At 69.0% G+C, this 25,840-nt stretch carries 25 protein-coding genes; 12 read left to right on the forward strand and 13 right to left on the reverse strand.

Annotated elements, in window-relative coordinates:
* Positions 1-72: 72 nt before the first annotated feature.
* From JOD67_RS10415 to JOD67_RS10425, 3 genes are read right to left on the reverse strand one after another with little or no spacing between them, the layout of a single operon-like run.
* Positions 73-885, reverse strand: coding sequence for an ROK family protein (locus JOD67_RS10415; RefSeq protein WP_205117228.1), 813 nt, complete (start codon positions 883-885; stop codon positions 73-75).
* Complete coding sequence (locus tag JOD67_RS10420; RefSeq protein WP_205117229.1) at positions 873-1,622, reverse strand: phytanoyl-CoA dioxygenase family protein; 750 nt, start codon at positions 1,620-1,622, stop codon at positions 873-875. Before JOD67_RS10420 ends, JOD67_RS10415 begins: the two co-directional genes overlap by 13 nt.
* A complete protein-coding gene (locus JOD67_RS10425) occupies positions 1,615-2,553 on the reverse strand; it encodes a helix-turn-helix domain-containing protein (protein WP_205117230.1) in 939 nt (312 codons plus the stop codon). The genes JOD67_RS10420 and JOD67_RS10425 overlap by 8 nt, the downstream gene beginning before the upstream one ends.
* 48 nt (positions 2,554-2,601) lie before the next feature.
* Between JOD67_RS10425 and JOD67_RS10430 the strand changes: the two genes are divergently transcribed.
* Genes JOD67_RS10430 through JOD67_RS10455 form a run of 6 tightly spaced genes read left to right on the forward strand, consistent with a single transcriptional unit; the run spans position 2,602 to position 8,546 of the window.
* Positions 2,602-3,360: a GntR family transcriptional regulator gene (locus JOD67_RS10430; protein ID WP_205117231.1), complete on the forward strand. Its 759-nt coding sequence runs from the start codon at positions 2,602-2,604 to the stop codon at positions 3,358-3,360.
* The gene (locus tag JOD67_RS10435; protein ID WP_205117232.1) at positions 3,350-4,216 is read left to right on the forward strand and encodes a cupin domain-containing protein; all 867 of its coding nucleotides are present in this window, start codon (positions 3,350-3,352) and stop codon (positions 4,214-4,216) included. Before JOD67_RS10430 ends, JOD67_RS10435 begins: the two co-directional genes overlap by 11 nt.
* Positions 4,217-4,230: 14 nt before the next feature.
* Positions 4,231-5,616: an ABC transporter substrate-binding protein gene (locus JOD67_RS10440; protein WP_205117233.1), complete on the forward strand. Its 1,386-nt coding sequence runs from the start codon at positions 4,231-4,233 to the stop codon at positions 5,614-5,616.
* Positions 5,613-6,590: a carbohydrate ABC transporter permease gene (locus JOD67_RS10445; protein WP_205117234.1), complete on the forward strand. Its 978-nt coding sequence runs from the start codon at positions 5,613-5,615 to the stop codon at positions 6,588-6,590. Before JOD67_RS10440 ends, JOD67_RS10445 begins: the two co-directional genes overlap by 4 nt.
* The gene (locus JOD67_RS10450) at positions 6,587-7,426 is read left to right on the forward strand and encodes a carbohydrate ABC transporter permease (RefSeq protein WP_205117235.1); all 840 of its coding nucleotides are present in this window, start codon (positions 6,587-6,589) and stop codon (positions 7,424-7,426) included. The genes JOD67_RS10445 and JOD67_RS10450 overlap by 4 nt, the downstream gene beginning before the upstream one ends.
* 13 nt (positions 7,427-7,439) lie before the next feature.
* Positions 7,440-8,546, forward strand: coding sequence for a Gfo/Idh/MocA family protein (locus JOD67_RS10455; protein WP_239553799.1), 1,107 nt, complete (start codon positions 7,440-7,442; stop codon positions 8,544-8,546).
* Position 8,547: 1 nt separating this feature from the next.
* On the opposite strand, the gene JOD67_RS10460 is transcribed toward JOD67_RS10455, so the two are convergent.
* The 4 genes from JOD67_RS10460 to JOD67_RS10475 all read right to left on the reverse strand — a co-directional run bounded on the left by JOD67_RS10460 (position 8,548) and on the right by JOD67_RS10475 (position 11,494).
* Complete coding sequence (locus tag JOD67_RS10460) at positions 8,548-9,480, reverse strand: aldo/keto reductase (protein ID WP_205117236.1); 933 nt, start codon at positions 9,478-9,480, stop codon at positions 8,548-8,550.
* Positions 9,481-9,550: 70 nt separating this feature from the next.
* Positions 9,551-10,105, reverse strand: coding sequence for a mycothiol transferase (locus tag JOD67_RS10465; RefSeq protein ID WP_205117237.1), 555 nt, complete (start codon positions 10,103-10,105; stop codon positions 9,551-9,553).
* Positions 10,106-10,150: 45 nt separating this feature from the next.
* A complete protein-coding gene (locus tag JOD67_RS10470; protein ID WP_205117238.1) occupies positions 10,151-10,633 on the reverse strand; it encodes an NUDIX hydrolase in 483 nt (160 codons plus the stop codon).
* A gap of 45 nt (positions 10,634-10,678) precedes the next feature.
* Positions 10,679-11,494, reverse strand: a complete 816-nt coding sequence (locus JOD67_RS10475; protein WP_205117239.1) for a helix-turn-helix domain-containing protein — start codon at positions 11,492-11,494, stop codon at positions 10,679-10,681.
* Between the two features lie 71 nt (positions 11,495-11,565).
* On the opposite strand from JOD67_RS10475, the gene JOD67_RS10480 reads away from it, so the two are divergent.
* Entirely contained in the window at positions 11,566-12,336 is a 771-nt protein-coding gene (locus JOD67_RS10480) for a phytanoyl-CoA dioxygenase family protein (protein WP_205117240.1), read from the forward strand.
* 136 nt (positions 12,337-12,472) lie between these two features.
* The gene (locus JOD67_RS10485) at positions 12,473-12,637 is read left to right on the forward strand and encodes a hypothetical protein (RefSeq protein ID WP_205117241.1); all 165 of its coding nucleotides are present in this window, start codon (positions 12,473-12,475) and stop codon (positions 12,635-12,637) included.
* Between the two features lie 344 nt (positions 12,638-12,981).
* Here the strand turns inward: JOD67_RS10485 and JOD67_RS10490 are convergent, their stop codons facing one another.
* Together JOD67_RS10490 and JOD67_RS10495 are read right to left on the reverse strand one after the other, a co-directional pair.
* A complete protein-coding gene (locus JOD67_RS10490; protein ID WP_205117242.1) occupies positions 12,982-13,983 on the reverse strand; it encodes a phosphotransferase enzyme family protein in 1,002 nt (333 codons plus the stop codon).
* Positions 13,984-14,038: 55 nt separating this feature from the next.
* Positions 14,039-14,845 (reverse strand): SDR family NAD(P)-dependent oxidoreductase, encoded by an 807-nt coding sequence (locus tag JOD67_RS10495; RefSeq protein ID WP_205117243.1) that lies wholly within the window; start codon positions 14,843-14,845, stop codon positions 14,039-14,041.
* A 315-nt stretch (positions 14,846-15,160) separates the two neighbouring features.
* Between JOD67_RS10495 and JOD67_RS10500 the strand changes: the two genes are divergently transcribed.
* Positions 15,161-15,655 (forward strand): hypothetical protein, encoded by a 495-nt coding sequence (locus JOD67_RS10500; RefSeq protein WP_205117244.1) that lies wholly within the window; start codon positions 15,161-15,163, stop codon positions 15,653-15,655.
* Positions 15,656-15,771: 116 nt separating this feature from the next.
* Positions 15,772-16,287, forward strand: a complete 516-nt coding sequence (locus JOD67_RS10505; protein WP_205117245.1) for a GyrI-like domain-containing protein — start codon at positions 15,772-15,774, stop codon at positions 16,285-16,287.
* 117 nt (positions 16,288-16,404) lie between these two features.
* On the opposite strand, the gene JOD67_RS41830 is transcribed toward JOD67_RS10505, so the two are convergent.
* Entirely contained in the window at positions 16,405-16,794 is a 390-nt protein-coding gene (locus JOD67_RS41830; protein ID WP_307782769.1) for a hypothetical protein, read from the reverse strand.
* Here JOD67_RS41830 and JOD67_RS10510 point away from each other — a divergent pair.
* Positions 16,678-18,408 (forward strand): sigma-70 family RNA polymerase sigma factor, encoded by a 1,731-nt coding sequence (locus JOD67_RS10510; protein WP_307782733.1) that lies wholly within the window; start codon positions 16,678-16,680, stop codon positions 18,406-18,408. The genes JOD67_RS41830 and JOD67_RS10510 overlap by 117 nt on opposite strands.
* A 94-nt stretch (positions 18,409-18,502) precedes the next feature.
* Here the strand turns inward: JOD67_RS10510 and JOD67_RS10515 are convergent, their stop codons facing one another.
* Entirely contained in the window at positions 18,503-19,591 is a 1,089-nt protein-coding gene (locus JOD67_RS10515) for a helix-turn-helix domain-containing protein (RefSeq protein ID WP_205117247.1), read from the reverse strand.
* A gap of 351 nt (positions 19,592-19,942) precedes the next feature.
* Between JOD67_RS10515 and JOD67_RS10520 the strand changes: the two genes are divergently transcribed.
* Positions 19,943-23,917, forward strand: coding sequence for a S8 family serine peptidase (locus JOD67_RS10520; RefSeq protein WP_205117248.1), 3,975 nt, complete (start codon positions 19,943-19,945; stop codon positions 23,915-23,917).
* A gap of 234 nt (positions 23,918-24,151) precedes the next feature.
* Here JOD67_RS10520 and JOD67_RS10525 read toward each other — a convergent pair whose 3' ends face one another.
* Together JOD67_RS10525 and JOD67_RS10530 are read right to left on the reverse strand one after the other, a co-directional pair.
* Entirely contained in the window at positions 24,152-25,393 is a 1,242-nt protein-coding gene (locus JOD67_RS10525; protein ID WP_205117249.1) for an RNA polymerase sigma factor, read from the reverse strand.
* Positions 25,390-25,746 carry a YciI family protein gene (locus JOD67_RS10530; RefSeq protein ID WP_205117250.1) on the reverse strand — a complete coding sequence of 119 codons (357 nt, stop codon included), beginning with the start codon at positions 25,744-25,746 and terminating at the stop codon, positions 25,390-25,392. Before JOD67_RS10530 ends, JOD67_RS10525 begins: the two co-directional genes overlap by 4 nt.
* Positions 25,747-25,840 lie beyond the last annotated feature (94 nt).

The raw sequence follows: 25,840 nt of genomic DNA on the forward strand, positions 1-25,840 counted from the left end.
TTCATACAAAGCGGCGCCAGCCCGGCCGAGCAGCGCCGCAACGACACCTCGAGGCCGTCCTCCGGGTCCAGGTCAGGTGCGAAGGGCGAAGAGGGCGGCGCCGAGGAGGCTGGCTTGGGGGCCGAGGGTGGCTTGGACGATGGGCGGGGGGTGGGGGCGGCGCGAGGCTCGGCCGAGGTACATGTCGCGCAGCGCTTCCCACAAGGGCGTCGCCGCCGTGCCGAGGCCGCCGCCGATCACCACGACGGGTGGGTCCAGCAGAGCCACCGCGTCGGCCAGAACGAGGCCCAACGCCCGGCCCGCGGACGTCAGATCGCCAGCGCGGGCAGCGAGCCCCGCACCCGACGCGAAGGACTCCAGATTCCCTTCCCAGGAAGGGTGAACGGACGCCGGCACCGACAGCTCGCCCAAGGCGATGGCCTCGCCGCGGTGGCCGGACACCATGCGCCCGTCGGCGACCAGCGTCGACGACACCCCCGTCCCCAACGACACGTAGAAGAGCCCGTCGTACGTACGCCCCGCCCCAAGCCGCCACTCGGCCAGCGCCCCACACCGCACGTCCGACTCCACCACCACCGGCACACCCGGACACACCTCAGCCAATAAGGAAGCAGGCTGCACAGTCCAGTCCAGCACCTCCGAAGACGTCAAACAGCCAGCGCGGTCGACGTACTCCGGCATCCCCACGCCCAACCCCACAACGGACAACCCGCGCGAGCCAGCGACAGACACCAAGGAAGCAGCCAAGGAAACCACACCATGAAGCCCCGGATCCCGCGGCGGCGTAGGCACCGTCGACGAATGGACGACCGACCCGTCCGGGGCGACCAGCGCCCCGGCGAGCTTCGTGCCGCCCACGTCCAGGGCGACGACTACGCGGTCCACTCCGGCCGCTGCCAGGAGAAGTCCCGCGCCACCGGCAGCGGACGGTGCTGCCCGTGGAAGCCCATGATGTAAGCCCGCCGCGGCGTCGTCGACACGTTCGGCCCCGCATAGTGCACTGTCCGGCAGTGGTGGATCGTCGCCCCGCCAGCGGGAATCGGACACGCCACCTCGTCAGCCACCAGATCCGAAGAGTCCACCTCCAGAGCATGCGCATCGGCCGAAGCCAGGTGGTGCGGTACGACGTCGCGCACGTGGCTGCCCGGAACGAAGCACATGCACCCATTCTCGACCGTCGCTTCCTGCAACGGCATCCAGATGCTCAGCGCGGTGTGCAGAACGGCCGGGTTCCAGTACGCCTCGTCCTGATGCCACGGCGTCGGCGCACCCAGCCCCGGCGGCTTCATGATCGCGTGGTCGCCGCTGTGCTCCGCCTCCGGCCCGAGCAGCTGCCGCGCGAGAGCCAACGCGTTCCGCCGGGCGAGCGTCGAGGCCAGCTCCGGCGCGTACTTCTCCGGGCTGAGGATCTGCGGCAACGTCTCCCGCCCCTCGGCATCCACCTCCGAAAGTTCCAGATGGTCGCCCTGGTCGAAGTCGCGCCGCGAGAACAGCCGGTCGTACACCTCCCGCATCGAGGCGACCTCGTCAGCAGTCGTCAGCTGCTCGATCGCCAGGAAACCGTCGCGATGGAACGCCGCGACCTGCGCGTCGCTCAGCCGGAATGTCGTCGTCTCAGTCATCGGATCTCCCTTCCTGACTCGACGCTACGGACAACGTCCGCCCACTACTTGACCGTACGGGCCACACAGTTGTCCGCAGCGCGCGCGAATGGTCGCGCAACGTTCGCGGGCTCACCCCATGCTGCCGCCGAAACGCTCGGGAGAACGCCGCAAGTTCCGAGAACCCACACGCGTGGGCGATCCGCGAGATCGGCTCGTCCGTCCCCGCCACCCGCTCGCGCGCCCGATCCAACCGGAACCGGCGCAGGTACGTCATCGGCGTCAGCCCGAGCTCGGCGCCGAACGACCGCCCCAGCTGCTTCGGCGACAGATGGGCAACCCGGGCGAGCGCCCGCAGGTCCAATGGATCCCCATAGTGCGAAGCGATGTACGCCAGCACAGCACGCAGCTCCGGCCGGATCTCGGTGATAGCGGCGGAAGGCTCGTCGCGCACGAGCTCAGCGACAGCCAGCGCCGCGAGAGCCCGCGCCCGAAACACCCGATCCGGACCGGACCCCTGCGCGGCCGCCACGGTCTGGGAGATCAGCGAGCACACCCGCGAAGTAGGCGAAGTGACCACAAGCGGAAGGTCGAAGCGGCCCAGCAGGTCCACCGGCCCGGAACGCAGCGAGCAGCCGAAACCCACCAAGGCCAACGTGCCCGAGCCGCCATTCGCCGACATCCGGCGCAGTCCCGGACGGAGGATCACGACCTGCCCGGCGGACGCCAGCGCCCGCCGTTCGTCAAGCTCAACGGCACAAACGCCGGAACGGATCAGCCAGATCTCGCCGTACGGCTGGGCGGGCAGGCCGAGCTGCCAGCGCGGCCCGACCACGACGTCGTAGGCCTCGTTCAGCGTGAACGTCGCGCTCTCCCACAGCCCGTCCAAATCCACGTGGTCCTGGCGAATCCAGTCGGGATTTTCCCAGACCACATCGCCCTCCTGGTTCATAGTGGTCTAGAATAGCGAACCACTAGCCCCGGTGCCGCAAGGAACGACATGGTTCTCGAAAGCGTGCGAAAGGACGGCGCGGAGCCGCCTTCGCTGCAGGTCTACCGCATGATCGCGGGCGCGATCGCGCGCGGTTCGCTCGGTCCTGGTGGCCGGCTGCCGGCCGAGCGCGAGTTGTCCGCGCAGCTCGGCGTGAGTCGCGCGACCCTGCGGGTGGCCCTGCGCGCGCTGCACGACGACGGGCTGGTCGAGCCGGCGCACGGCCGCGGCTGGCACGTGGTCGAGCCGGGCGTGGTGGAGGAGGGTCAGGACCCGCCGCTCAGCTTCACCGAGATGGCCGCCGCGCGCGGTCTGGTCGCGACCGCGGACGTGCTCTACAAGAAGGTACGGCCGGCCACGCTCGAGGAGGCCGACGAGCTTGGCATCGCGCCTGGCTCGGAGGTGTTCTGCCTCGACCGGCTGCGCAAGCTGGACGGCGTTCCCGTTGCCGTCGCCAGCACCTGGATGCCGGTGGCGCTCGTCCGCGAGATCGTCGACCTCGACTTCACCGACACCTCGCTCTACGCGGCACTGAGGGAACGTTGCCAGCTCCACCCAAGCCGCGCCGACTACGTCCTGCAGGCCCAGGGAGCCGCGGGCAGCGAGGCCAAGCACCTCGGCCTATCCGAGGGCGAGGCCGTCCTGGTCGGGAGCTACACCTGCTTCGACGAGGCCGACCGTGCGTTCGAGGTCGGCCGGATCACCTACCGCGGTGACCGTTACCGGTTCCGCACTGTTCTTCGAGAGGGGCCCAGACATGGGGCGTAGGCCATCGCCGCGACCTTCGTACGACAAGCCGACCGCGATCAAGCGAGACGACGCCGTGCTGCACCTCTGGGGGGACGAGGAAGCTGGCTTCGTCGAGGACCGGATCTACGTGTCTTCGGACAAGATTCACCAACTGGAGTTGAGTCTTCCGCCGAGCGGACGGTTCCAGCATTCCGACGCCAACCGTACGGTGTTCGCCGCCGACGAGATCTACTACGTGCTCGAGGGCACGCTCGTCATCGCCAACCCCGCGACGGGAGAGGTGCAGCGCGCCAACACCGGTGACGCGATCTTCTTCCGCCGCGACACCTGGCACCACGGCTACAACTACGACGCGACGAGCCAGCTGCGGGTGCTCGAGCTGTTCGCGCCCCCGCCGTCACAGGGAACGTCGTCGGCGTACGCGAAGACGAAGGACAACCTCACCTCCTGGGCGTACCACGACAACACGCAGTTGACGCAGTGGCCGCTCGACGAGGAGAAGATCCGCGGCAAGCAGTCCCTGCGCGTGATCCGCCGCGAGGACGTGCTCTATCGCCTGGAGACGCCCGACGGCGACCTGCTCGTCGGCCTGCTCGCGAGCACCGAGCACCTCACGGTCGGCCGCGGCGAACTGCTGCCCGGCCGGCGCGGGCCGGTCGAGCAGCACGGCGGGGACGAGAGCCTGTACGTCCTCGAGGGGCGGCTGAACGTGTTCTTCCCCGACGCCGACGGCGGCGAGAGCTGGTGCGAGCTCGGCCCGGGCGACGGCTGCTACGTGCCACAGGGTGCGCGGCATCAGTACCAGAACGTGTCGGCGCGATCGGCGGTCTTCCTCTTCGCCGTCGCCCCGTCCTACCTACCGGTCACGGGGTAACGAAGGGAACGAGCATGGCTGCTACCAGGAGCACCGGACACGGGGGACTGACACGGCGCAATCTTCTCAGCCTCGCGGGCCTCGGTGGCGCGGCGACGTTGTTGCCTGGCTGCTTCTCGACGGGAGGCTCCACCGGCAGCTCCGGTGGTCAGTCGCCCGGCGGCAAGGTGGACTTGACGTTCTGGCTGCCCGGCGGCGAGGACGCGTACCTCAAGGTGCACGAGAAGCTCGCCGCGGACTACAAGACCGACAACCCGAACGTCACCGTCAAGGTCACCAGGCTCACCGGCGAGCAGAACTTCCTCGAGGTCCTGCTCTCCCGGATCGCCGGCGGCAACCCGCCGAGCGCGACGGTGATCTGGGATACCCCTGTGGCGTTGGGGATTCGCGGTTCGCTGATGGCACTCGACGAGTTCATGGAGAAGTCGGAGAACTGCCAGGTCTCGAACTGGCCCGAGGCCGTGCTGAAGAGCTGTCAGGCCAACGGCAAGACGTACGGACTGCCGTTCACCGCGGGCTCGTACGGGATGTTCTACAACCAGGAGTGGTTCGAGGAGAAGGGCATCCCGGCGGAGAGCGCGGACTTCCCCAAGACGCTCGCCGAGATGCGTGCGATCTCGAAGGAGTTCACGGTCTGGAAGGGCGATCGGCTCGAGACCGCGGGCTTCATCCCGTCGTTCGACCAGTACGTGTTCCCGCTCTGGTGCGCGCTGAACGGCGGCGGGATCTACGACGCGGAGAACCAGAAGTACACGCTGGACGCCGAGCAGAACGTCGAGCTCCTCGAGTTCCTGATGTCCTGGCTGGACGAGGAGTACAAGGGCTCGATCACCAAGGTCAACAACTCCTGGACCTCGCTCGGTGAGGCACCGCCGCTCTTCCAGCAGAAGCGCATCGCCATGCAGATGGACGGCACCTGGATGATCGGGTCGTTCTACCAGGTCGAGGCGAAGTTCGAACGCTGGGAGGTCGCGGCCAACCCGATCGGACCGAGCGGGACCAAGACCACGTCGGGCTACTGGCCGAACTGGATGGCGATCCCCACCGCGTCGAACGATCCCGAAGCGGCGTTCAAGTATCTCGACTACATCGCGGTCGACGGGGCGGTCGCGCAGTTCGAGGAGTTCCCCGACCTGCCGACGAACGCGAAGGTGCCGCAGGACATCGTGCCGAAGCGGCTCGTCGAGAAGCGTGGCCAGGAGTTCGCCGACAAGACGATCAAGTTCTTCCGCGACCAGCTGCAGAACTCCTCGCCGATGTGGGACTCGCCCGTGCAGACGTTCGCCGTCGACCAGCTGACGCGCGTGCTCGAACGGGTCTCGAACAAGGCCGCCAAGCCGAAGGACGCGCTCGCCGAGGCGCAGAAGGCTTGTCAGGGCGAGCTGGAGAAGGTGTTGTGACGTCTGCCGTTCGGGCCGATTCGCAGTCCTCGCACCGGTCACCGGCGGGTGGGTCGCCACCCTCCCGTCGCGGGCGCGGGCTGACGCTCCGCCGGCGCGAGTCGCTTGCCGGGGTGCTGTTCACGCTCCCGTGGATCCTCAGTCTGATCGCGTTCACGGCGTACCCGGTGCTGGCGTCGGTGTTCTACTCCTTTACCGAGTACAGCGTGGTCCAGCCACCGGAGTGGGTCGGGCTGGCGAACTACGAGCGAATGTTCACCAACGATCCGCAGTTCTGGATCGCGGTGCAGAACAGTGCCTACTACGCGCTGATCTCGGTGCCGCTCGGGCTCGTGATGTCGCTCGTGCTCGCGCTGATCCTGAACTTCGGCGCGAAGGGGATCGGCTTCTACCGCACGCTGTTCTACCTGCCCGTGTTGGCTCCGCCGGTCGTGGCGACGATCGTGTTCATGCTGATGTTCAGTCCGGACAGTGGCCTCGTCAATACCATCTTGCGCGGGGTGGGGTTACCGACGCCCGGCTGGCTTGACGATCCGTCGTGGTCGAAGCCGACGCTGATCATCCTGAGCCTGTGGGCGCTGGGCGCGTCGACGCTGGTCTTCCTTGCTGGATTGAAGGAAGTGCCGATGTCGTTACTGGAGGCGGCGGCGATCGATGGTGCCGGTCCGGTACGGCGGTTCTGGCACGTGACGATCCCGCTGCTGAGCCCGGTGATCCTGTTCAACCTGGTGATGGGCGTGATCAACTCGTTCCAGGTGTTCACGTCCGCGTTCATCGCGGGTGGCACCGCGGGGGAGCCGCTCGACTCGACGTTGATGTACGTCGTGCTGATCTATCGCAGCGCGTTCCGGTACTTCGCGATGGGCTATGCGTCCGCGCTGTCGGTGATCTTGTTCCTCGCCGTTCTGGTGGTCACGTTGCTGATCTTCTGGTCGTCGAAGGTCTGGGTCTTCTACGCGGGGAGGGACCAATGAACGGTCCGCCCAGCCGCGCCGTAGCCGTGGGCCGGCACGTCATCCTGATCGCGGTGTCGCTGTTGTTCGTGCTGCCGTTCTACTGGATGCTGACGTCGGCGCTGAAGGACGACACCCAGATTCTCTCGTCGCCGATCACCTGGTGGCCGGACCCGATCCGGTGGGAGAACATCCCGCAGGTGTTGAACTATCCCGGCTTCCCGTTCCTGCGGATGCTGTGGAACAGCGTGTTCTACTCCGGCATGGTGACGATCGGGACGGTGATCTCGTCGTCGTTGGTCGCGTACGGCTTCGCCAAGCTGCGCTTCCCCGGCCGGAACGTGCTGTTCATCGCCACCGTTGCCACGTTGATGATTCCACCGCTGATCATCTTCATCCCGACGTACGTCCTGTTCAAGGTGATGGGACTGATCGGCTCGTACGCGCCGCTGATCATCCCGCAGTTCCTCGGCAGCGCGTTCTTCATCTTCTTGTTGCGGCAGTTCTTCATGACGATTCCCAACGAGCTGTCCGACGCGGCACGGGTCGACGGGGCAGGCGAGTTCCGCATCTTCTGGCAGATCATGCTGCCCCTCGTCAAGCCGGCGTTGGCAGTGGTCGCGGTGTTCACCTGGTTGGGCACCTGGCACGACTTCTTCGGTCCGTTGATCTATCTGACGGAGCCGGACAGCTACCCGTTGAGCCTTGGGCTGTTCGCGTTCCAGGCTCAACGAACGACCGAGTGGGCGCTGATGATGGGCGCCTCGGCGCTCGTCACGTTGCCGCTGATCGTGCTGTTCGCCTTTACCCAGCGGTACTTCCTGCGGGGAATCGCGTTGACCGGTATCAAGGGCTAGGAGGGCCTTCGCTTTGAGCAATCCATTGAGAGTCGGTTTCGTCGGCTGCGGAAGCGTGATGTCGGGTCCGTACATGTCGCTGGCGCGGCAGCTCCGCGAGCGTGGGCGGATCGAGACCGTGGCGGCGTGCGACGTCGTGGGGTCGAAGGAGTCCTTCGTCCGTGACGAGTTGGGCATCCCGAAGTTCAGTACGTCGTACGAGGACGTCGTTACCTCGCCGGACGTCGACGCGGTGCTCGTGCTGACGTCGATGCCGGAGCACGGGAAGATCGCGCGGGCGGCGTTGGAGAACGGCAAGCACGTTCTCGTGGAGAAGCCGATGGCGACCACATTGGCGGAGGCCGCGGAGCTGCTGGAGTTCTCGAAGTCGGCGCCGGGGCACTTGATCTGCGCCCCGCACGTGGTGCTGAGCCCGACGTTCCAGGCGATCGACGCGCACCTCAAGCGCGGCGACGTGGGACGGCCGCATCTCGCGCGGGCTCGGTACGGCTGGTCCGGTCCGTGGTGGGGCCAGTGGTTCTACAAGTCCGGTGGCGGGCCGCTGTTCGACCTCGGCGTGTACAACGTGACGTCGCTGACCGGCTGGTTCGGCCCGGTGCGCCGGGTGACGGCGATGGCCGGAATCGCCAATGCCACAAGGGTGGTCGACGGCGAGGAGATGAAGGTCGAGGCCGAGGACAACTTCCAGATCCTGTTGGACTTCGGCAACGCGTTCTTCGGATCGGTGACGACCGGCTTCACGATGCAGCAGTACCGCGGGCCCGCGATCGAGCTGTACGGGAGCGACGGCACGATCCAGATGATGGGCGACGACTGGGCCCCGGCGGGGTACGAGCTGTGGCAGAACTCTGTTGGAGCGTGGCAGATTCACGCCGACCGCGACCCGCGCTGGCCGTGGACCGACGGGCTGCAGCACCTGGTGGAGTGCGTGGAGACGGGTCGTTCGCCGCTGGTGACCGCGGAGCACGCGTTCCACGTTCTCGAGGTGATGCTCGCCGCGATCGACGCCGCACGGGACGGGCAGACGCGGACGATCACGAGCACGTTCACGCCGCCCTCGTTCGCTGCCCCGGAGTCGGAGGAGGCAGCGCACCTGCGGCACGACCCGTCCCGGGACTAGGTCACCAAGGGAGTTCGGCCTGGTTGGCGCCCAGGGCGCGGATGGCCGCCACGAGCTCGTCTGGGAGGGCGAGCTCGACGGCCTTCGTGTTGGCCTGCAGCTGCTCGCTCGACTTGATGCCGGGGATGATCGTCGACACCTCGGGCTGGGCGAGGATGAACGCGAGCGAGGCTTGGGGCAGGCTCATGCCCTCCGGCAGCATCGCGCGTAGCTCGTCGACGAGGGCGGCGCGGTGCGCGATGTCGGCCGGCGTCCAGCGGTCGCGGGCGATGTCGAACGTCGAGCTCGCGTCGTACTTGCCGGAGAGCCAGCCGGACTCCAGCGGGACGTTGCCGATCAGCCCGACGCCTTGCTTTTGCAGCTCGGGGAAGAGCGCGATCGTGTGCTGGGCAAGGGGATTGAAGCGGAACTCGAAGCAGCTGACGCCGCCCTCCTCGACGTACCTGCGCAGCTCGTCGACGTTCGGCGGCTCGAAGGACATGCCGTACGCCTTGACGAGCTTGCTGTCGACGAGGCGTTGCAGCGCCTTGTAGTGCTGCGCTAGCCCGGCGGCGGTGCGGTCCGGCGGGAGGCCGTGGAACAGCACGACGTCGAGGTAGTCGGTGCCGAGCCGTTCCAGGCTGCCCGTCACGGACTCCTCGATGCGGTCGGCGGAGTAGTCGAGCGTCGCGTCCGGCCAGACGCCGAACTTGGTGCAGATCACGACCTCGTTCCGGCGCCCGGCGAGGGCCTGGCCGAGGATCTGCTCGCTGCGCCCGTACGCGTAGACCGGCGAGGTGTCGATGAACGTGCACCCCACGCCGATCGCCTCGTGGACGAGCCGGATCGACTCCTCGGTGTCGGGGCCGTTCCACTCGTGGTTGCCGAGCTGCATCGCGCCGAAGCCGATCTCGCTGGCTTCGATGCCGGTCTGTCCCAGGGCACGCGTTCTCATGATCGCGAATCTAGGCAGGGCTGCGTTCGTGCGTCCAATGCAAGTTCTCGACGGTTTTGATGCACGGAGGCTATGAACTCGGTCGCCAGCCGGCCGGCGGGTCCTCGCCGACCCGTCCGTCGACGGCCTCGCGGATCAGGTCGGCATGCCCGGTGTGCCGTCCGTACTCCTCGATGAGGTCGCAGACCAACCTGCGCACGGTGGCGTGCTGGCCGTCCCAGCCGAGGTGCGCTTCCTGGTCGAGGCCGCCGTTCTCGAGGAACTGGGCGAGGCGGTCGCGGGACTTGGCGATCGTGTCGTCCCAGATCTTGTAGAGCTGCTCGGGGGTGTCGTGGGCGGCGGAGTGGAAGTCCCAGTCTTCGTCGCTGTCCCAGTCGGCGTTGCTCCACGGCTCGCCCTGCGGGGTGCCGGTGAGCTTGAACGTGAACATGTCCTCCTCCGCGCGGGCGAGGTGTTTGAGCAGGCCGCCGAGCGTGAGGTCCGACTTGCCGATGCTGACCTGGAGCCCTTCGGCGTCGAGGCCGTCGGCCTTGTAGCGGAAGGTTGCGCGGAGTCGCTCGAGCGCCCCGATGAGCTGCTCTTCCTCCGTGCCGGCGAGCGGCGGTTCCCACGGTGTGTCGGTCATAGCGGGGACCGTAGACCCCATTCCGGACGATCCGCGCCCGGAAACTCAGTGGTGCAGGTCGAGGGGGATGGCGGGTGGGCCGTCGGTGAGCAGGTTCGCCACGCGTTCGGGAAGGTCGTGCGGCGTGAACCGTTCGGTGGTTGTGGCCAGGGCGTCGTACGTCCACCACCGGTGCTCGAGGTGGTGGCGTGCCTCTTGCTCGGTCATGCCCGCTTCGGTCGGGGCGAAGTGGTCGACCCGCGCCAGGAACCAGCGTTCGCGGGAGTCCCACCGCTTCCCCAGCCAGGTGTACAGGTGGCGCCGGTGCCAGAGCTCAGGCCCGAGCTCGAGGTCGGGCAGTCCGGTCTCCTCCGCGACCTCCCGCCGCGCCGCGTCCTGAACGGTCTCGCCCGCCTCGATCCCGCCGCCGACCGGCCGCCACAGCGTCGAGCTCGAGTCCGGGTCCGCTGACTGGAGGAGCAGCACCCGATCCCCCTCGTCGAAGAGCAGCACCTGCACGGAGTGGCGAACCACGGCTTCCTCGGTCACATCGACCGACCGTACGGCCCAGCACCGACAACCCGCCGATCAGCGTCACGAGCGGCGGTTGGCGAGGCGGTACGTGCGGGGTGGGGTGCCGAAGTGGGCGCGGAAGCGTTTGGAGAGGTGGAACTCGTCCGTATACCCAAGGGTGCGGGCGATCTCGCGCGTCGTGAGGTCGGTCAGGCGCAGCAGGTTGGCGGCGGCTTGGAGGCGGCGGCCGTTGCGGAAGGCCAGGGGTGACGAGCCGACCTCCGCGGTGAAGCGGCGGCGGAACGTGTCGTACGGCAAGGCGATGCGCTCGGCGACGGTACGCATCGACAGCGACGCCGTCAGGTCGTCCGCCAGCAGGTCGATCGCCCCGGCGACCGCCGCGCTCAACCCCGACTCGTCCGACGGCCGCGCCGTGTCGATCAGCCAGTCCGCCAAGCCCAGCAGCTGATGCTCCGCCGCGGTCTGCGAACGCGGTGCCGCGCTGAGCAGCGTGCGCAACGTGGTCGCGGACGGTGTCGCGCGCGGATGGTGCGGCCCGCCCGTACCCACGATTCCCACGTTCGCCAGCAGGTCGAACAACGGCCCGGTGAACACCGCGAACAGCTCGGTCCACGTCTCGCCCGGCGCCGTTCCGTACCAGTGCGGCTCGTTCGGCAGCACCACCGTGACCGACCCCGCCTCGATCGGCGAGAGGTGCCCGTCGGCGTGCCGATAGCTGCCACTACCGCCGAAGACGAACGAGAGGATGTACGCGTCCATCGTGCGCAAAGGCGACGGCATCCACGGCTCGTCGTCGACCACCTCGCCGGCCAGGACGAGCTGGCCGATCCTGGTCGCTGGGCCGTCGGAGACGAGGATGCGGGTGTCCGGCTCCATGCGCCAAAACGTACATGCCCGAGCCAGCAGAGCCATTCCACGCGCTCACGCTCGCGCCTAACGTCGAAGCCATGACTACCACGGATTCCGTTGCTGGGTTGATCACTGACGAGATGCGCGAGCAGTACCGGACCGAGGGCTACTTCCTGCTCGAGCGCGCGCTGTCCGACGAGCACCTGGAGCTGTTGCGCGGCGGTGCGCAGTTCTCCATCGACAAGCTCGACGCTGCGATGGACGAGGCCGGCGTCGACCGGATCGGCATCAACGCGAGGGGCAAGCGGTACTTCAGCAACTTCATCTACCGCGACCGGCCGGAACTGCGCCAGTTCCTGTTCAGCGAGCTGATGAAGCAGATTTGCCTTGCCACGTTGGGAAAGAACGCATACCTGTTCTGGGAGCAGTACGTGATCAAGGCCGCCGACCCCGACACGTCGTTCGCCTGGCATCAGGACTCTGGCTACGTGCACGAGGACCACGAGCCGTACCTCACCTGCTGGATCGCGCTCGACGATGTCACGGAGGAGAACGGCTCGGTCTACCTGCTGCCGTACTCGCGGTCGGGGATCAAGTCGTACGTGAAGCACATTCCGGACCCCGTCGTGAACGACCGGGTCGCGTACTTTGGCTCCGACCCCGGCATGCCCGTGATCGTGCCGGCCGGGTCGATCGCGGTGTTCTCCAGCGTGGTGCTGCACCGTTCCGGCCCGAACCTCACCGACAAGCTGCGCCGCGTCTACCTCGCGCAGTACTCCGGCGAGGTGATCATGTCCAAGGACGGCAAGGAACCGTGGGGCTCGTTCGACCAGTTCCTCGCCGACGGCGAGGTCGTCGCCGAGATGTGACGTACGTCACAGAGAACTCTTCGTCACCATTCCATCACCCAGGTGTCAGGTCGGATGTCCGGTGCTGACTACTTGGGGAGGTGCGGTGGTGGCCGCAGATGACGCGAGCAACCCTCGTCCAAGCCAGGGCAAGCGAGTGAACCCCAGTCTCGCCAGCCGTCTGCTGGCGAACGTGCGGTGGGTCTTCACCTTGCTGTTCGGGCGCAACAAGGCAGCCAGGGCGAAGCGCAACGCGCCACCCCTGCACCGAGCCGAACCGGACGACCGGGACCGAGCGAGCCGGCTCGCCGTAGCCGGCTAGCCGGGGTCGAGGTTGCCCGCGGTCTAGTTCCCCCAGGACGACGACGCGCGACCTCGGTCGGCGGAACGGGTTCCGGCACGCCCCCTGAGACATCACGTGCCGGAACCCGCCCGCCATGGCCCATCGGGGGTCGTCGAGCGCCGGGAGTGCCCAGGTCGGACGGGGGCAGCGGAGCTCGACGAGCTCGGTCCGTCCATAAGACCCGCCAGGACCGCTCGCCCCTCCATGGTGAGCGGCCCTGCCCGCGGCTGCCGGCGGACCCGCTCGAACCTGTGATCATGTACGTGATCATGAAGCCGTAATGGTCATATACGGCGGGTTCGCCTTCACGATCACGTACATGATCACGGAGCTGTCCCGCCGAGGCTGAGCCAGCGGGGGTCGTCGAGGGCGCGGAGGGCCCACTCGTACTCGGGGCCGCGAAGGTCGACGAGCTCCTGGCGGTGGAAGGGCGTGCCGTCGGCGAGGTCGCGGACGAACGTCAGCGGGGTGCGGGCTATCGCGTACGGCAGCGCGGCTCGCTCGACCTCGGTCAGCGGGTGCTCCGAAGCTTCGTCGTAGCGGTCGACGAGCCGGCGCAGCTGGTCGATCCGCGCCTGGGACAGGTCGTCGCGGCCGTGATGCTCGTTGGCGAAGAACAGCGTGAGGGCGAGATCGTCGACCCGTGGCCGTACGCCGAGGAAGTCGAAGTCGCCCAGCCGGACAAGGCGGGAGCCGTCGAGGATGACGTTGTTGTGCCAGAAGTCGCCGTGCACGAGCTGCGCCGGTACCTCGAAGCGGTCGACCTCGGCGACGACGGCGACCAGCTGTTCGGCGGCGGCGAGGTAGCGGCGTTCCGTGGCCGTCGAGACCCAGGAACGAAGAGCGGCGAACGCCTCCTCGGTGTCCTCGTGGACGCGGGCGGCGAAGAGGTGGTTGGCCACCGGCGCCTCGGTCACGGCCGGCGGGCACGGCCCGCACCGCAGCGCGTCGTGCAGGCGAGCCAGCCAAGGCAGCCCCGCCGACAGCTCGTCCCAGCTCGCCATCGGCGACCCGGCGTCGACGTACGTCTCCACCTCGACGACGCGCTGACCGAACGCGACGAAGTCGGCCCCAGACAGAGCGCGCCGCAGCGGAGCGATCGGCCACCCGGCCAACCGAAGCCCCTCGCGCACCCCCTGAACAGCCGCGACTCGTTCAGCGGAGACCCACGACCCGTACACCCGGACCACGAACGACCCGGCGACCAGCAGGTTGAGGTTGTAGCTCCCGCCCAGGTCGCGCTCGTCCCCCGAGACGGCGAGGCCGTACTCGGAACGGACCAGCGAGAGCAGTGCGGCAGAGGGCGAGGCCCGCGAGTCGTCCACAGAAGCGCATGCTGGCCAACCGACCAAGCCGCCGGCAACCCAAATACAAGAGCGCTCAGAGCTCCTTCAGCTGCCCACCGTCCACGACGTACTCGGCGCCGGTCGTCGACCCTGACCGCGGCGACACCAGCAGGGCCACCACGTCCGCCACCTCCTGCGGCGAGACCAGCCGGCCCGTCAGCAGCCCCATCGACGAAGCCGCCCCGGACGCCAAGACCTCCGCGCGCGTGCTCCCCGAAGCCGAGGCGAAGATGTCCGCCGCGCCGCCCTCGTCGGTCCACCACGGCGTCAGCGTCGCGCCCGGCGCGACCGTGTTGACCCGGATGCCCTGCGCGCCGTACTCCGCCGCCACCGACTTCGTCACGTGCGCGAGCCCGGCCTTCGCCGCGCCGTAGTCCACGTTCACCGCCGCCGGCTGCCGGCCCATCGTCGACGTGACGTTCACGATCGACCCGCCGCCACGGGCGAGCAGGTGCGGTACGGCGGCGCGGATCGCCCGTACGGCGGAGAACAGGTTGAACTCGAACATCGACCGCCAGTCGTCGTCCGACGGCGAGAGGAACGAGAAGCGCGGCAGCGACACGCCGGGCGGCGGCCCGCCCGCGTTGTTCACCAGGATGTCCAGCCCGCCGAACGCCTCCACCGCACGCGCGACGGCAGCCGCCGGCGCGAGCGGGTCCGTCAGGTCCACCGCTACGTGCAGTAACGACGGTCCGTCGAGAGCGGCGAGCTCCGGCGACACCTTCCGCGACACCGCGGCGACCTGAGCGCCCTCCTCGAGCAGCGTGCGCGTGATCGCCAGACCGATGCCCTTCGAGGCGCCTGTGACGACTGCGACCTGCGACGACAGCCGAAGATCCATGACCCGTCCTTCCATCGAAAGTAGATTCACCTCCGATCGTTGCCGCGCTCACGACAGCAAGCTGGCGGGTATCGGACCCCTCGTTCCGCGCCGTATCCCGTTACGTCACAAACTGTTCATGCCGGCCAAATCGCCCGAAGTCCCGATATTTTTGACATGCCGTAGCTGCCCGACTACCGTCTGGCACTCAGCGATCGCACGTTGTCGCTGAATTGAGGCCCGGCGGGACCTCCGACGCCGCTCGGTCCTCGAAAAAACACCGGTGTACAAGCCTCCGACGACTGTCGGGGGCACAACGAAAGGACGAGTGTGCACATGCACAAGGGCGCACGCAGGCTCATCTCCGTGCTCGCTGCCGCGAGTGCAGTCGTGGCTTTGAGCGCTGCTCCGGCGCTGGCCCGTCCGGTCGACGGTCCTGTCGGCGCGACGGGCCTCTCCGACACCTCGGAGAAGGCATGGGACCTGTGGAACGAAGGCGGCTGCCTGGTTGGCGAGGGCGCTGCCCAGCTGATCTCGGCCGCATATGTGGGCGCGCCGTTCATCGCGCGTGACTTCCTGGAGGGCAAGAACCACCTCTCCGAGCCCTCGGAGCTGGCTTGGCTCACCTGGAACGAGGGTGGCGGCAAGCTCGGCCAGGGTGCTGCTCAGCTGATCAGCTCGGCCTACGTCGGCGCGCCGTTCATCGCGCTGGACTTCTTCAAGGCGTCGCTCGACGCTACCGCGCCGGAAGGTGCGGAGTGGAAGACGTGGGACGAGCTCTCGCCCGAGGAGCAGGAGTTCATCGGGTACGAGTGCGGCTACATCTTCTAAGAGGTAGCTCATCACGTAGCACCTGAAACACCTGTAAGAGGGGCATCCCGGGCGACCGGGGTGCCCCTCTTGCGATCTCCGAAGACCTTGACCCCGCCCCTGGGGCAGACCCCACGATGAGGCGCGTTCCGCTCGACAAGGAAGGACGCCACACCGTGCCCGAGATCATCGAACGGCCCGAGCAGCCGTATCTGTTCATCCCCGCCGCAGTCTCCATGCAGACGATCGGCCAGACGATTCCCGAGCTGCACGGCGGGCTGTTCGGCTGGTTCGGAGCCCACGGCGTCCAGCCGGCCGGCGCGCCGTTCGTGAAGTACGACCTGATCGACATGGACCGCCGGCTCGAGATCGAGATCGGCCTCCCGGTCGCCACGCCGGCCGACGGCGACGAACGTGTCCAGGCCGGCACGCTGCCCGGCGGCAAGTACGCGCGGCTCCTGCACGTCGGGCACCCGAGCACGCTGGTCGACGCGACCCGTTCGCTGCTCGACTGGGCCGCTGAGCAGGGCTTGGAGTGGGACGCCGACGGCGACCGCTGGGGCTCTCGCCTGGAGATCTACCTCGACGATCCGGCCGAGCAGCCGGACATGAACAAGTGGGAGACCGAGCTCGCGTTCCGGCTTGCCCAGTAACGCGGCGTACGCGCTCGAAAAGATCCTCGAAGAATCTTCGCGGACTCGCGTCACCATTCGACTACCGCCGTGTCTGTGCCGGCGGGGGTGTCCGGAACTCCCGTTCCCGGGGAGCTCCTAGCGGCTGGCCCGAATCGCGATCCATGCTTCCCGGCCATGGTTCGCGACGTCCCACGGGCCAGCCGCCACCATCACCCCACGAAGTTGTATGCGCTCGGTGTCAGGAAACCGTTGCCGTCTGTGGTCGGAGGCGTCTAACGTGACGTCGCTGAGGGGAAAAGCAGTGGGCCGGCCGAGTTGTGTGTCTGGGGGGAGTGGATGACGAGCGATCGATCCGATCGTGAGTTGCTCGACCTTCTGCGCGCCGGTGACGAAAACGCCTACGGAGAGTTGTGGGAACGCCATCATCCGGCTGCGCTGCGTGCTGCCCGGCAGTTCGATCACAGCACTGAGGCCGAGGACATCGCGGCGGAAGCATTCGCTCGCGTGCTGGACGCTGTCCGGCACGGGAACGGACCGACCGAAGCGTTTCGCGCGTACTTGCTGCGTGCCGTCTCACGGATCGCGCAGAACTCCGCGAGAACTCGCCGTCGCACGGTGGTCTCCGATGACGAGCTCTTACTGGACGAACAGGTCGTTCCGGACGATCCGGCCGTCGAGGCGTTGGATCAGCACTACATCGCGCGCGCGTACGAACGGCTGACCCAACCGCAGCGGGAGATCCTCTGGTACGTCGAGGTCGAGCGCACGCCGACCAAGGACGCCGCGGTGCTGATGGGCATGACCGCGAACGCGGCGGCCGCGATGGCCGGCCGCGCGCGCGAGGCGCTGCGGCGCGAGTACCTGCAGACGCACATCCAGCAGCTCGGTGAGAACGCGGACTGCCAGCAGACTCTGGACCGGCTGGGCCGGTACGTACGTGACTCGCTCTCGCGGCTGCAGCGCCGTTCGGTCGACCGGCACCTGCGCAAGTGCGCCTCGTGCTCGCTCGCCTTGGCCGAGCTGCGCGACGTCGGCGCGACGCTGCGCGCGGTGCTCGGTCCGTTGGTGCTGGGTCCGGTGGCGGTGACGTACCTCGCGCTCGCCTCCGAAGGCACCAAGCTCGGTGCGTTGGCTCTCGTACCGCCGGATGGTGGCGCCGCCGCGGGTGCCGCGGCCGGCGGTGCCGGCTCACCCGGCGGTGGTGGCGGTGGTGGCGGTGGGTCCGGCCCGCCGCCCGCGCAGGCCATCGCGATCGCCGCGGGCGTCGCCGTGGTCGTGGCGGGGATCGCCGCGGCCGCCGTACTCACGTCGGGCGACGGGAAGAAGGTGCCGAACCCGGGCCCGGTCGCCATCGCGCCCGTGGATCCGGGGCAGCCGAACGAGCCCGCGCCGGAGCCGAACAACCCGGTGCCGAACCCGCCCAAGCCGCCGGTGCCCGCTCCGTCGGACTCGGAGGAGCCCTCGGAGCAGCCGCCCGACGACTCGCAGCCTCCGCCCGACCAGGGGCAGCCGTCGCCGGACGACCCGCCGGACCCCTCGCAACCGCCACCTCCGGCACCGTCCCCGACCGACCCGGCGCCGTCACCCACCGACCCGGCGCCACAGCCGACGCCGCCCAGGCCGGACCCTTCGCCGACGCCGGAGCCTTCGCCGTCCCCGAGCGATCCCGTGCCCAGCCCGTCGCCGACGAGTCCGAAGCCACCACCCCCGCCCCCGCCGCCCCCTCCGCCGCCACCGCCTCCTCCGGAGGACCTGGTGGTCGGTGGGCAGCAGCTGACGGACTCGCCGTGGGTGGACCAGTACGGCCACGACTTCGTGGTCGCACGGGCGCGTGGGGCCAAGCCCGGCGCGAAGCTGACGCTGACGGTCGCCGGCCCGACGCTGCTCACGTACATGTCGCCGCCGAGCGGGTCGATCCCGGCCGAGCCTCCGGTGGACAACGACGGCAAGTGGAGCTGCTCGGCGTTCGGGCTGCTGATCCCGAACGGCTACGTCTGCGAGGGCAAGGCCGACAGTGACGGCCGGGCGGTCGTCGCGATCGAGACCAAGCGGCTGCTGGACGGGATCCCGTTCCGGGTCAAGGTCACGGTCGAGAGCACGACCGACGAGGCCAGCACCCGGGTCCCGGTCGACGACTGACCCGCCCACCCCGCGCGGTGATCATGTACGTGATCATGAAGGGATAGCCGGCGTATTCGCCTGTCTGGCTTCATGATCACGTACATGATCACAGCTAGCCCGCGAGGCCGAGGGGGACGCGGTCGGGTGGGAGCAGTCGGAAGCCCACCCCGCGGACTGGCCCGACGCGCAAGGTCACGTCGGCCTCCCGCAGCTTGGCCCGCAGCCGCTTGACGACCGACTGCACCGCGGCCGGGCCGACGTACAACCCGTCCCACGCGCGGGCGTGCAGCTGCTCGTACGTCCACACCTTCCCCAGCCGGCTCGCCAGGCAGTCCAGGACGAGCAGCTCGCGCGTGGTCAACGGCAGCGGTACGCCGAGCCAGGAAGCCTCGTGCAACGACGGGTCCACGACCAACCCGTCGCCCGAACGGCGCCCAGCAGGCGCCGGCAGGGCCTCGGACGAGGCCCACAAGGTCTCGAACAGCATCCCCAGAGCGGCTGCCAGCTCGCGGTTGCGCACGATGATCGCGACCACCCCGGCCACTCCGGGCGTGACCATCGGCATCACCACGTTGCAACCGTCGAACAGCGCGAACTTCATCGGCAGCTCGCCGGGATACACCTTCGCCTGCTCACCGGACGCGATCCAGGACGACAACCTGCCGCCGATCGCGGGGTCGTCGAGCACGGTCTGGTCGTAGATGGCCCGCGCCCGTACGCCGCGGCGCAGCGCCGCCACCTCGCCGGTGTTCGAGCCGCCGACCTGGATCGGGCCGCGAACGACGATGTCGATCGACTCGCGCGCCTCCGCCTGCAACCGCTCGAACCGTTCACCGATCAGACTCGGCGTCCGCAGGATCTCCACGACCTCGCCCGAGTCGGCGCCGGCGTGCTTCGCGTACAGCTCGACCAGGTCCGGCAGCGCCGCCTCGACGTGTCGCTCCCGGGCAGCGAGCTCCGAGCGCGACGTGTCCAGCAGCCGCTGCAGCGCGTCGTCCGGTCGCAGCGCGTGGTACCGGCTGTTGTAGCCCGCGCCGGCCTCGATCAGGCCCTTGTCGACGAGCGACCGCAGGATCAGGTACACGTTCGACCGCGCGGTGCCGGTGCGGTCGGCGATGGCCGCCGCGGCGAGCGGCGACTGGGTCAGCAGGCAGTGGTAGACGCGGGCCTCGGTCTTCGACAGGCCCAACTGTTCGAGCATCGCTTCGGGGTCCACCACAAGTTCTCCAGTCGTTGGACGACATGTTCCGTCGAAGCGCATCGACCAGCCCATACCTCGAGGCCGTGTCTGCCAAAGATCGCCTGACGCGCGACACCTCGCATCCCGCCTGGCCGCGGTGCACGTCGTCACCCATATAACCAATATGAGTTCCTCCTGCACCACGCCCAGCCGGGCGCGAGGCGCCGCGCGCCATCGCGCTACGCGCGATGACCGGCGCTATTTGCCAGACACGACCTTGCCGGATATGGCCAGCGCTGCCTCGAATCTGCCCACGAAGCGCACCGGTTGCTGCCCGGGTCGTCTCCTAGGTTCGGCCCCGGGAGGGCACACATGAGCCGGAGTTGGGTACGTCGCGCGGTCGTCGCGAGCGTCGCTTTCGCCATCGCCGCCAGCACGATGGTGGGCATCGCTCAGGGGGCAGGCGAGGACAAGATCCGCCCGAAGCTGCGGCAGCAGCTCGCGGCGGACGAACGCGGTGACTTCTGGGTGCGGTTCGCCGACCGCGCCGACCTGTCAGCCGCGGCGCGGACGAGCGACTGGAACGTGCGCGGCACGCTCGTCGCCCGGGCGCTCCGCGAGACCGCCGCGCAGAGCCAGGCCTCCGTACGCAAGCGCCTCGATGGCGCGGGCGTCCGCTACGAGCCGTACTGGGCGACGAACGCGATCTTCGTCCGCGAAGGCAGCGAACGCCTCGCCGCCGAGCTCGCCGCGCGGCCCGAGGTCGACGCGCTCTACGCGCCCGTCGCGTACGCCCTTCCGAAGAAGCTCCCCGGCAAGCAGGTCCGCGAGGTCGAGTCGGTCGAGTGGGGCATCGCGAACATCCGCGCGAACGACGTCTGGCAGCAGTACGGCGTGACAGGTGACGGCATCACGGTCGCGAGCATCGACAGCGGCGCGCAGTACGACCACCCCGCGCTCGTCCGCCAGTACCGAGGCAACCTCGGCAACGGGACGTTCGACCACAACTACAACTGGTTCGACGCCGCCGGCCTTTGCGCCGACGCGCCCTGCGACGAGCATGGACACGGCACCCACACGATGGGAACGATGGTCGGCGACGACGGCGCGGGCAACCAGATCGGCGTCGCGCCGGGCGTCCGGTGGATCGCCGCGAACGGCTGCTGCCCGAGCGACGACGCGCTCATCGCATCGGGGCAGTGGATGCTCGAGCCGACCGATCTCGCCGGCCAGCGACCGGACGCCAGCAAGCGGCCGAACATCGTCAACAACTCTTGGGGAACGACCGTCCCGTCGGACGACCCGTTCATGGAGGACGTCTCCGCGGCCTGGGCCGCGTCCGGGATCTTCGCCGTGTGGGCGAACGGAAACAACGCACCCGGCTGCCGTACGACCGCTTCGCCGGGCAGCCGGATCATCAACTACTCGGCGGGTGCGTACGACGAGAGCAACGCGATCGCCTCGTTCTCCAGCCGCGGCTTCGGCCAGGACGGCGAGACCAAGCCGAACCTGTCCGCGCCCGGCGTGAACGTCCGTTCCTCCTACCCTGGCAGCGGGTACGTGAGCATGGACGGGACGTCGATGGCGGCGCCGCACGTCGCCGGCGCGATCGCGCTGCTGTGGTCGGCGGCGCCCGACCTCGTCGGCGACGTGGCCGCGACCCGGGCGCTGCTGGACGGGACGGCGGTCGACACTCCGTCCGACGAGTGCGACGGGACGCCGGCGGACAACAACGTGTTCGGCGAGGGCCGGTTGGACGCGTTGGCCTTGCTGGACGCGGCGAACGTGGCGGAGACCGGGACGCTGTCGGCGACGGTCACGAGCCTCGGCGAACCGCTCGCGGGTGCGCGGGTGCGCGTCGTCGGGCCGGTGACGCGGGAGCGTGCCACGGGACCGGACGGCCGGTACGCGCTGCCGCTGCCGGCCGGCGCCTACACGATGACCGTCTCGGCGTTCGGACACGCGACCCAGACCGCGCAGGTCCAGGTCGCGGTCGGGCAGACCACCAGCCGGACGTTCGCGCTCGAGCCCACGCCCGCGGTGAAGGTGAGCGGTCGCGTGCTCGACGGGAGCGGGCACGGGTGGCCGTTGAGCGCGCGCGTGACGGTGTCCGGCACGCCCGTCGCTCCGATCCTGACGGCCGCCACCGACGGCCGCTACAGCCTGACGCTGCCCGCCGGCGCGACCTACACGCTGCGGGTGGAGTCGCAGTACCCCGGCTACCGGAGCCTGGCGGAAGAGGTCGTGGTCGGCTCCAGGAACGTGACGCGCGATCTCCGTGTGCCTGTTGACGAAACGGCCTGCGACGCGCCCGGCTACCACGTGGAGTACGACGGTGTCGGCGCCGAGTTCGACGGCGGCGCGCTGCCCTCCGGCTGGACGGTGACCGACGCCGCCGGCACGGGTCAGGTGTGGCGCTTCGACGATCCCGGCCGAAGGTCCAACCGGACGGGAGGAAACGGCGGGTTCGCGATCCTCGACAGCTTCTACTACTGGTCGGGTGGGCACCAGGACTCCACGCTGGTCTCGCCGGTCGCCGATCTCAGCGGGCAGTCCGCGCCGGTGCTGAGCTTCCGGCAGGACTTCGACAAGCACTTCACCGACACCGCGCAGGTCGATCTCAGCGTGGACGACGGTGCGTCGTGGTCGACTGTGCTCGACCAGACCGCGGAAGCGCTCGGCCCGCGGCAGGAGACGATCCCGATCCCGCAGGCGGCCAACAAGCCCAACGTACGCGTACGATTCCACTACGTCGGGACCTGGGACGACTGGTGGCAGGTCGACGACGTCGTGCTCGGCAAGCGACTCTGCGTACCGACCGCGGGCGGACTGGTGCTCGGTCACGTACGCGATCGCAACACCGGCTCGGCTGTCGGCGACGCGGAGGTGAAGCTCGGCGAGCAGGCCGTCCGTACCGGCGACGACGGTACGTACTGGCTGTTCGCCCCGGGCTCCTCGGCGGCGCTGGCGGCGTCCGCGCCCTCCTACACGACGCAGTCGCGCACGACGGCGGTCGTGAGTAGCGGCGTACGGACGGTCGACTTCTCCCTCGCTGCCGGACGGCTGTCCGTCGAGCCGGGCGAGCTCTCGCTGGCCGCACGCGGTGCGCGAGAGGTGCGGCGGTCGTTCACGATCGCCAACACAGGAACGGCTCCGGTCAGCGTCGAGCTGAGCGAACGGAAGGCCGTCGGCCCGATCGCCAACGGCGCGGGCGCGAAGGTCGTCCAGATCCCCGGCACGTACTCGCCGCTGCCGTTCGCCCAGTCCCCGTTGGCGAACGGGACGACGCCCAAGCCCGCGGTCGCGCCGTGGACCGACGTCGCCGACTACCCGATCCGGATCATGGACAACGCGGTCGGCGAGCTGGACGGCAAGATCTACTCGGTCGGTGGCGTCGACGGCGTGGAGGTGTCGGACCGCGGGTTCGTCTACGACTCGGACGCGAAGGCGTGGTCGGCAATCGCACCCCTGCCGAGTGGACGGGAGAACGCGGCCGGCGCTTTCGTCGGCGACACGTTCTTCGTCAACGGTGGTTGGGGTCCTGACCTGCGCGCGACGAGGACGACGTTCGCCTACACGCCGCCGACGAACACCTGGCGCCGGGTGGCGGACGCACCGATCGCCACGGCCGGCGCGGGTCGCGCCGTGCTCGACGGGAAGCTGTACGTGATCGGCGGCTGCACGAACGCGTGCGACGGCCAGGACGTGCAGGTCTACGACCCGGCAACGGACTCGTGGCGGCTCGTCGCGAGCTATCCCATGTCCACAGGTCATCCGGCCTGCGCGGCACTCGACGGCTCGCTCTACTGTGCCGGCGGCGTGCGGCGCGGTGGGACGGTGTGGCGCAACACGTACGCGTACTCACCCGCCACCGACACCTGGACACCGCGCGCGGACCTGCCGATTCCCCTGTGGGGCATGGGTTATACGGCGGCGTACGACCAGCTGGTCGTGTCCGGTGGCATCTCGACGGGTGGTTTGACCAACGCCAGCTACGCGTACGACCCGCGGACCGACAAGTGGTCCGTCCTCCCGGCGGCGAACCGACCGCTGTACCGGGGCGGCAGCACCTGCGGCTTCTACCGCGTCGGCGGCTCGCCCGTCAGCGGTTTCCAGCCGGTGTCCGACGTGCAGCTGCTGCCGACGTACGGCGACTGCGAGCCGGTCGACGTGCCGTGGCTGGCGCTCGACCGTACGACGATCACGCTCGCCGCGGGGGAGAAGGCCCGCGTCACTGTCACCGCCACGGCGCCAGCGCCGGGCACGTATGAGGCAGGGGTGTGGATTCGCGAGGACACGCCGTACCTCGCCCAACCGCTCGACGTCACGTTGGCGGCCACTAGGTAGGGAGCTGTCGAAGCACTCGGCAACGATGGTGGTCGCCTCACACGGCTAGTGCCCCCGTTACCTGGCGCCTACCCCACGTAAAGGGGCCAATGATCATGTAAACATGATCATTGGCCCCGGGCACCCGGCCTACGTCCGCAAGCCGAGGCGCTCCCCAACGCGGTGATCATGTACGTGATCATGAAGGCAAACCCGGCGTATACGACCAGTTCGGCTTCATGATCACGTACATGATCACGGCTGGCGGGTGCGGGTGGCGAGGAAGTCGCGCTCGGCCTCGTTCGCACTCAGCTCCAGCGCCTGCTGGTAGGCGACGGCCGCCTCGTCAGTACGGCCGAGGCGTTCCAGCAGGTCGGCCTTGATCGCGGGGAGGTACTGGTAGCGGGCGAGCAGGCCGTCGCTCTCCAGCCGTTCGACCTCCGTGAGCGCGACGGCAGGCCCGGCGACGCGCGCGAGCGGGATCGTGCGGTTCAGCGCCACGACCGGTGACGGCCAGACGCGCAACAGCTCGTCGTACAGCTGGAGCGCCTGCGCCCAGTCGGTCTGCTCGTACGTCGCGGCCTCGGCGTACAGCGACGCGATCGCCGCCTGCAGGACGTACCGGCCCGCCCGCCCGGCGCGCAGGGCGTCGACGATCAGGCGGTCGGCCTCGGCCATCGCCCCGCGGTCCCAGAGCGACCGGTCCTGCTCCTCCAACCGCAGCAACCGCCCAGAGGCGTCGACTCGGGTGGCGCGGCGGGCGTTCGTGACCAGGAGCAGCGCGAGCAGCCCCCAGACCTCGCGCTCGTCCGGCATCAGGCCGCGCAGCATGCGGGCCAGCCGCAGCGCCTCGTCCATCAGGTCCGTACGCAGCAGCGACGGCCCCGACGGCGCGGTGTGGCCCGTCGTGAACAGCAAATGGAGAACGCCCAGGACCGCGGCCAGCCGGTCCGGCAGGTCGGCCGCGGCCGGCATCCGGAACGGGATGCGCGCGGTCGAGATCTTCCGCTTCGCGCGGGTCAGCCGCGCCGCCATCGTCGGCTCGGAGACCACGAACGCGCTGGCGATGTCGGGCGTCGAGACCCCGCAGACCAGCCGCAACGTCAGCGCCATCTGTGCGTCCCGGGCCAGCGCCGGGTGGCAGCACAGGAAGACCAGCCGCAGCCGTTCGTCGGGGACGACGTCCTCCGGGTCGTCCAGGGTCGGCTCGTCCATCTCGTCCACCTCCTCGGGCTCGACCAGCAGCGGGAGCTTCGAGCGGACCACCTGCTGGTGCCGCAGGGCGTCCAGCGCGCGGCGCTTGGCCGTCGTGGTGAGCCAGGCGCCCGGGTTGCGCGGGATCCCATCTCGTTCCCAGGACGTCAGCGCCGCCGCGTACGCCTCCTGCACGCACTCCTCGGCGAGGTCGAGGTCCTGCGCGACGCGCGCCGTCGCGGCGAGCACGAGAGCCCACTCGCGACGGTGCGCGTCCGCGACGGCCGCGCGGACGTCGGTCATCCGGCCTTCCGGTCGATGACGCCGCCGCTGTCGATCGGCCTGACCTCCACGCCGCCGCCCTGCTGGCAGGCGGGGTTGAGCTTGGCGATCGCCAGTGCGGCGTCCAGGTCGGGCGCCTCGAGGATGTAGAAGCCGGCGACGATCTCCTTGGCGTCCACGAACGGTCCGTCGGTGATGACGTCGCCCTTGACCGACGTCGCCATTTCCCGTGGGGTCAGCGCCCACGCCGCCACCATGGCGCCGGTGCGCTCCAGTTCCTCGGCGTGCCGGTCGGCTGAGGCCGTGGCGCCGGGTGCGCGGTCGGGGCTGTGCGCGGAGTCGTTCGCGTAGATGAGCACTGCGTACTGAGCCATGATCAGCTGCCTTCCTGCCGGGTGATTTCGGTCCGTTCACTGGTACGTCGCGCACGCGGCCAGAAATCGACAGCTAGTACAGCAGATTTTCTGA

It is taken from the genome of Tenggerimyces flavus, from assembly GCF_016907715.1.
Taxonomy (GTDB): Bacteria; Actinomycetota; Actinomycetes; order Propionibacteriales; family Actinopolymorphaceae; genus Tenggerimyces; species Tenggerimyces flavus.

Excerpts from the sequence above, each read along its gene's own strand:
- JOD67_RS10420 (WP_205117229.1), bottom strand. The coding sequence starts at position 1,622 with ATGACTGAGACGACGACATTCCGGCTGAGCGACGCGCAGGTCGCGGCG.
- JOD67_RS10425 (WP_205117230.1), bottom strand. The coding sequence starts at position 2,553 with ATGAACCAGGAGGGCGATGTGGTCTGGGAAAATCCCGACTGGATTCGC.
- JOD67_RS10430 (WP_205117231.1), top strand. The coding sequence starts at position 2,602 with ATGGTTCTCGAAAGCGTGCGAAAGGACGGCGCGGAGCCGCCTTCGCTG.
- JOD67_RS10435 (WP_205117232.1), top strand. The coding sequence starts at position 3,350 with ATGGGGCGTAGGCCATCGCCGCGACCTTCGTACGACAAGCCGACCGCG.
- JOD67_RS10440 (WP_205117233.1), top strand. The coding sequence starts at position 4,231 with ATGGCTGCTACCAGGAGCACCGGACACGGGGGACTGACACGGCGCAAT.
- JOD67_RS10450 (WP_205117235.1), top strand. The coding sequence starts at position 6,587 with ATGAACGGTCCGCCCAGCCGCGCCGTAGCCGTGGGCCGGCACGTCATC.
- JOD67_RS10460 (WP_205117236.1), bottom strand. The coding sequence starts at position 9,480 with ATGAGAACGCGTGCCCTGGGACAGACCGGCATCGAAGCCAGCGAGATC.
- JOD67_RS10465 (WP_205117237.1), bottom strand. The coding sequence starts at position 10,105 with ATGACCGACACACCGTGGGAACCGCCGCTCGCCGGCACGGAGGAAGAG.
- JOD67_RS10475 (WP_205117239.1), bottom strand. The coding sequence starts at position 11,494 with ATGGAGCCGGACACCCGCATCCTCGTCTCCGACGGCCCAGCGACCAGG.
- JOD67_RS10480 (WP_205117240.1), top strand. The coding sequence starts at position 11,566 with ATGACTACCACGGATTCCGTTGCTGGGTTGATCACTGACGAGATGCGC.
- JOD67_RS10495 (WP_205117243.1), bottom strand. The coding sequence starts at position 14,845 with ATGGATCTTCGGCTGTCGTCGCAGGTCGCAGTCGTCACAGGCGCCTCG.
- JOD67_RS10500 (WP_205117244.1), top strand. The coding sequence starts at position 15,161 with ATGCACAAGGGCGCACGCAGGCTCATCTCCGTGCTCGCTGCCGCGAGT.
- JOD67_RS10505 (WP_205117245.1), top strand. The coding sequence starts at position 15,772 with ATGAGGCGCGTTCCGCTCGACAAGGAAGGACGCCACACCGTGCCCGAG.
- JOD67_RS10515 (WP_205117247.1), bottom strand. The coding sequence starts at position 19,591 with ATGCTCGAACAGTTGGGCCTGTCGAAGACCGAGGCCCGCGTCTACCAC.
- JOD67_RS10520 (WP_205117248.1), top strand. The coding sequence starts at position 19,943 with ATGAGCCGGAGTTGGGTACGTCGCGCGGTCGTCGCGAGCGTCGCTTTC.
- JOD67_RS10525 (WP_205117249.1), bottom strand. The coding sequence starts at position 25,393 with ATGACCGACGTCCGCGCGGCCGTCGCGGACGCGCACCGTCGCGAGTGG.
- JOD67_RS10530 (WP_205117250.1), bottom strand. The coding sequence starts at position 25,746 with ATGGCTCAGTACGCAGTGCTCATCTACGCGAACGACTCCGCGCACAGC.